Origin of the sequence: Streptomyces sp. NPDC059455, assembly GCF_042750115.1 — a bacterium.
GTDB classification, from domain to species: domain Bacteria; phylum Actinomycetota; class Actinomycetes; order Streptomycetales; family Streptomycetaceae; genus Streptomyces; species Streptomyces endocoffeicus.
This window is the reverse complement of sequence record NZ_JBHYVB010000355.1, coordinates 1-6,357: the sequence shown is the minus strand read 5'-3', so window position 1 is coordinate 6,357 and position 6,357 is coordinate 1. Positions and strand designations below refer to the sequence as shown.

General features: G+C 71.3%; 2 protein-coding genes. Both read right to left on the bottom strand.

Features of this window, described 5'->3' with window-relative positions:
• On the bottom strand, positions 1-2,012 hold a 2,012-nt coding region (locus tag ACFXB5_RS51830; protein WP_385222646.1), incomplete at its 3' end, for a type I polyketide synthase.
• Between the two features lie 91 nt (positions 2,013-2,103).
• On the bottom strand, positions 2,104-6,357 hold a 4,254-nt coding region (locus tag ACFXB5_RS51825), incomplete at its 5' end, for an SDR family NAD(P)-dependent oxidoreductase (protein WP_385222644.1).

Sequence of the window (6,357 nt, the reverse complement as noted above, 5' to 3'; positions counted from 1 at the left end):
CACGCCGCCGCGATCTCACCCTGCGAATGACCAATGACCGCCGCCGGCTCCACACCGTACGAACGCCACAACTCCGCCAACGACACCATCACCGCGAACAGGACGGGCTGGACCACATCCACCCGCTCCAGCGCCGCCGGGTCGCTGAGCACATCCACCAGCGACCAGTCCACATGCGGCGCCAGAGCCACCGCGCACTCCTCGATCCGCCGGGCGAACACCGGCGAGGAATCCAGCAGCCCCGCCGCCATCCCCACCCACTGCGACCCCTGACCGGGGAAGACGAACGCAACCCCGGCACTGCGCCTGGCAACACCCTCGACCAGCCCGGAGCCGCCCCGGCCCGCGAGGTGAACAGTCAGCGCCCGTACCGCCTCCGCACGATCGGGGGCCAGCACGACCGCGCGGTGCTCGAAGGCGGTCCGCGTGGTGGCCAGGGAGAATCCGATGTCCTCGGCCGCGACCTCCGGGTGCCGCTCCACGTGCTCCAGCAGCCGCCTGGCCTGGGCGCGCAGCGCCGCCTCGGACTTGCTCGACAGCAGCCAGGGGACGAGCGGCAACGCCGTCCGGGGCGCCTCCGCCTCCTCCGCCACGCCCGGGTCAGAAGCGCTGTCGGCAGCGGCCGGTGACGGCGCCTGCTCAATGATGACGTGGGCGTTGGTGCCACTGATACCGAACGAGGACACCCCGGCCCGGCGCGGCTCCTCACCCTCGGGCCACGCGGTGGCCTCGGCGAGGAGTTCGACAGTGCCCGCCGCCCAGTCAACGTGCGGGGACGGCTCCTCGATGTGCAGGGTGCGGGGCAGCATGCCGTGTCGCATCGCCAGCACCATCTTCATCACACCGGCCACACCCGCCGCCGCCTGCGTATGACCGATGTTCGACTTCACCGACCCCAGCAGCAGCGGATCATCCGTGGCGCGCTCGCGGCCGTAGGTGGCCAGCAGCGCCTGCACCTCGATCGGATCACCCAGCGACGTCCCCGTCCCATGCGCCTCCACCGCATCGACCTGCCCGGCCGTGAGCCCGGCATTGGCCAGCGCCTGACGGATCACCCGCTGCTGCGACGGCCCATTGGGCGCGGACAGCGCACTGCTCGCACCATCCTGATTCGTCGCCGTACCCCGCACCACCGCCAACACACGATGCCCATTGCGCTGTGCATCGGACAGCCGCTCCAGGAACAGCATGCCCACACCCTCGGCAGGCCCGAAACCGTCCGCCCCCGCCGCGAACGGCTTGCACCGCCCATCCGCCGCAAGCCCACGTTGACGGCTGAAACCAACAAACGTGCCAGGCGTGGCCATGACGGTGACACCACCGGCCAGAGCCAGGGAACACTCACCCTGACGCAGCGCCTGCACCGCCAGATGCAGAGCCACCAGCGACGAGGAACACGCGGTGTCCACCGTCACCGCCGGACCCTCCAGCCCCAACGTGTAGGCCACACGCCCGGACACGACGCTGAAGGCGCTGCCGGTCACCAGATGACCCTCGACACCCTCGGGGGCCTCGTGCACCCGCGGCCCGTAGTCAGGGGCCACCGCCCCGACAAAGACCCCGGACCGACTGCCCTTGAGCGAGGCCGGGTCGATGCCCGCCCCCTCAATCGCCTCCCACGAGGTCTCCAGCAGCAGCCGCTGCTGGGGATCCATCGCCAGCGCCTCACGCGGGGAGATCCCGAAGAAATCGGCGTCGAAGTCGCCGACGTCGTGCAGGAATCCGCCCTCACGCGCATACGAGGTACCCGGCCGATCAGGGTCCTCGTCGTAGAGCGAGTCGAGGTCCCAGCCGCGGTCCTCGGGAAACGGCGTGATGGCGTCCTCGGCCCCGCTCAACAGCCGCCAGAACTCCTCGGGGGTACGCACCCCGCCGGGGAAGCGGCAGCTCATCCCGACAATCGCGATCGGTTCGCGGGCCGCCGACTCCACATCCTGCAGACGCTGCCGCGCCTGGTGCAGATCAGCCGTCACCCGCCGGAGGTAGGCAAGCAGCTTTTCTTGTTCCGACATCAGAACCTCTCTGGGTCAGCGCTTCGGGAGCGGGTGATCGGCGGGCAGGTGTGGCTTCGTGGATGCACCGTGGTGGCGGCCGCTGGTCGGATCACGACGTCCCGAACTCCTCGTCGATGAAGGCGAAGAGCTCGTCGGCCGCCGCCGTCTCCAGGTGGTCGGCGACACCGTCCGCGTCGCCGGAGACGTTGGTCGCTCCGCCGGCCTGGCCGTCCGGCACCGGGCCGCCACGGCCGCCGTCCCACTGGGACAGCAGGCGCTTCAGTCGGCCGGCCACCATCGTTCGGGTGGCATCGTCGGCTTCCGTGTCCGTGCCGAGCAGCGCGGCTTCCAGCCGGTCGAGTTCGGCGGCCACGTCGGGCGCCTCGTCCGCCGCCACGGGGGCGATCTCCGCCCCCAGGTGTCCGGCCAGCGCGGCGGGCGTCGGGTAGTCGAAGATGAGCGTGGCGGGCAGGCGTAGCCCGCTGGCCGCGTTCAGCCGGTTGCGCAGCTCGACCGCGGTGAGCGAGTCAAAGCCCAGCTCCAGGAAGCCGCGATCGGTGTCCACCGCGGACGCCGTCCCATGACCGAGCACCGTGGCGGCGTGCTCCTGGACCAGACGCAGCAGCATCCGCCGCCGCTCCCCCTGACCAAGCCCCGACAGCCGCCGCGCCAGCGACGCCTCCTGCGAACCAGCCTCTTCCTGGGCCGAGGCACGCCGGGACGGAACAGGTCGTCGTACGAGTCCATTCAGCAACGGGGGCACCGGCGCGGTGTCGGCGGTGGCCGCCAACTGGCCGAGGTCGAGCCGCGCGGGCACCACCACACCCTCGGCCAGCCGACCCGCCGTATCGAACAGCCGCAACCCCTCCTCCGAGGAGAACGGCACCAGCCCACCCCGCGTCATCCGCGAGATGTCCGCCTGATCGAGATGTCCGGTCATCCCGGAGCGCTCGGCCCACAGACCCCAGGCAAGCGACACTCCCGGCAGCCCCATCGCCCGGCGCCGCTGAGCCAGTCCATCGAGGAACGTGTTGGCGGCGGCGTAGTTGGCCTGCCCAGCGGCCCCCAACACACCGGCGGCCGAGGAGAACAGGGCGAACATGGCCACATCGAAACGACGCGTCAGCTCGTGCAGATGCCACGCCCCATCCACCTTCGCCCGCAACACCGCATCCAGCCGCTCCGGCGTCAGCGACGTCACCGTGCCATCATCCAGAAGACCCGCGGCATGAACCACACCGGTCAGACCATGCCCATCGGGGAGGTCGGCCAGCAGTCCTTCCAGCGCGTCGCGGTCGGCGACATCACAGGCGGCGATCGTGACCGAAGCCCCCAGGGCCGTCAGCTCCGCCTCGAGCTCCGTCAGGCTCTCGGCCGCGCGGCCACGACGGCTGACCAGCAGCAGCCGGCGCATCCCGTGCTCCGCCACCAGATGCCGGGCGACCAGACCGCCCAGGACGCCACCGGCACCGGTGATCAGTACGGTCCCCTCCGGATCCAGCGCGGCGGGAACACTCAGCACCAGCTTGCCCACATGACGCGCCTGACTCATGAACCGGAACACCTCAGGAGCCCTGCGCACATCCCACACCCGCGTAGGCAGCGGCCGCAGTTCATCTCGCTCGAAGAGGGCCACGATCTCCGCGAGCATCTCCCCGATGCGCACCGGACCCGCCTCGGCCAGGTCGAACGCCCGGTACATCACCCCCGGATGCGCCGCCGCCACCTCCTCCGCGGACCGCACATCCGTCTTGCCCATCTCGATGAACCGCCCGCCCTCACCCAGCAACCGCAGCGAGGCGTCCACGAACTCACCGGCCAGGGAGTCCAGAACCACATCCACACCACGACCGCCCGAGGCGGCCCTGAACCGCTCCTCGAACTCCAGCGTCCGCGACGACGCGATATGCGCATCATCCAGCCCGAGACCGCGCAGGATGTCCCACTTGGACTCGCTCGCGGTCGCGAACACCTCCACACCCCACGCCCGCGCCAACTGCACCGCGGCCATCCCCACACCACCGGTGGCGGAATGCACCAACAGCGACTCACCACGCCGCAGGCCCCCCAGCTCCCGCAGTCCGTACAAAGCCGTTCCGAAGACGACGGGGATGGGCGCGGCCTGGGTGTAGGACCAGCCGTCCGGGATCCGCACCAGGCTGCGATGGTCCGCCACGGCCAGCGGCCCGAAACCACCGGCCCACAGCCCCATCACCCGATCGCCGACGGCGAGAGAAGTGACACCGGAACCGGTGGCCACGACCACACCGGCTCCCTCGCTCCCCATCACGGCCCCCGGGTCCGGGTACATGTTCAGGGAGATCAGGACATCGCGGAAGTTCATGCCCGTGGCACGCACGGCGACCCGCACCTCGTGCTCGCCGAGCTCCCCGGTGACATCCGTGGCCGGGGCCAGCCTCAGCCCCTCCAACGTGCCCGCTCCGGACGCCTCCAGCCGCCACGCCTCCCCGCCCTCCGGCGGCGTCAGCACACCACTCGCGGCGCCGGCGGCCAGACGTGGCACCAGCACCTCGGCACCGCGCACCGCGAGCTGCGGCTCCCCAATCGCCACCGCCTGATGCACCACGGCCAGCGATGCCTCGGCGCCGTCCATGTCGAGCAGGACGAACCGGTCCGGATGCTCGGCCTGCGCCGACCGCACCAGCCCCCATGCCGTGGCCCCCGCCAGATCACGCGGATCCGCACCGTCCTCGGTCGCCAGCGCGCCCCGGGTGACAAGCACCAGCCGCGCCCCGGCGAACTGGTCCTCCGCCAGCCACGCCCGCACCACGTCCAAGGTCCGGTGGGCCACCGCCCGCGCCGCCGGGACGACGTCCTCGCCGGGGCCGGAGGACACCGTGACGAACACCAGATCCGGCATAGGAGCGCCCGATCCCACATGCGCCGCGAGAGCGGCCAGGTCGGTGTGTTCCTCCACCGACCCGTCGGCGGCCTTCAACGCCCGGGCCAGGCCGAAGACGTCCGGTCCGGCCACGGCGCACCGGTCGGTGGCGGGGGCGGGGTTGGTGGCGGGGGCCGCGACCCACTCCAGCCGGTACAGCGACTCGTCGTCGCCGGCGGACGACGCGAGCTGCGCTTCCGAGACCGGCCGGGTGACCAGCGCATCCGCCGACGCCACCAGCGTCCCGGCGGCATCCGCCACCAGGACGGACATCCCCTCGGCACCCGTACGGGCCAGCCGTACCCGCAGGGACGTCGCGCCAGTGGCGTACAGCGACATACCGCTCCACACGAACGGCAGCTGGATCCCCTTCCCGCTTCCCTCCGCGGCGGCGGACACCAGCCAGGCGTGCAGCGCCGCATCGAGCAGCGCGGGATGCAGCCCGAACCGGGCCGCCTCGGCCCGCGACTCCTCCGGCAGCGCCACCTCGGCGAAGACCTCATCGCCCTTGCGCCACACGGCACGCAGCCCCTGGAACACCGGTCCGTACGCGATCCCGGTGGCCGCCACATCCTCGTAGAAGTCCGCGGTCTCGAGCGCTTCCGCCCCCGCCGGCGGCCATGCCTCCAGGCCCACCGGGCCCGCCGCCCTGTCGGCGGTGGAGTTCAGAGCCAGCATGCCCTTCGCGTGGCACGTCCACGACGCGTCCGGGCCATCGCCACGGCGGGAATACACACTGAACTCGCGCTGCCCATCCTGCCCGGGCCCGCTCACCATCAGCTGCACCTGGACCGCCCCCTCCTCGGGCAGCACCAGAGGCGCCTCAAGCGTCAGCTCCTCCAACCGGTCACAACCCACCGCATCACCGGCCCGCGACGCCAGCTCGACAAACGCCGTACCGGGCAGGATGACCCGGCCGAACACCGCATGGTCGGCAAGCCAGGGATGCGTACGCAGCGACAGCCGACCGGTCAGCAGGAACCCATCGGAGTCGGGCAGCGGCACGGCGGCCCCCAGCAACGGATGCCCGGCCGAGTCCAACCCCACCGACGCCACATCACCAGCGCCGTTGATGGCCTCGGGCTCCAGCCAGAAGCGCGTGCGCTGGAAGGCGTACGTCGGCAGCTCCACACGCTCCGCACCCGTCCCGGCGAACACTCCCGCCCAGTCGACGGACACACCGCCCACATACGCCTGGGCCACAGAGGTCAGAAAACGCTCCAGGCCGCCTTCCTCACGGCGCAGCGAACCCACGGCGGTGACGTGCGTCGCGTGGTCCTCGGCCGTCTGCTCAACCCCCATGGTGAGCACCGGATGGGCACTGGCCTCGATGAACACCTGGAAGCCGTCGGCCAGCAGGACACGGACGGTCTCGTCGAAACGCACCGTCTGACGCAGATTCCGGTACCAGTACGCGGCGTCCAGACCGGCCGTGTCCAGCACCCCGCCGGTCACCGTCGA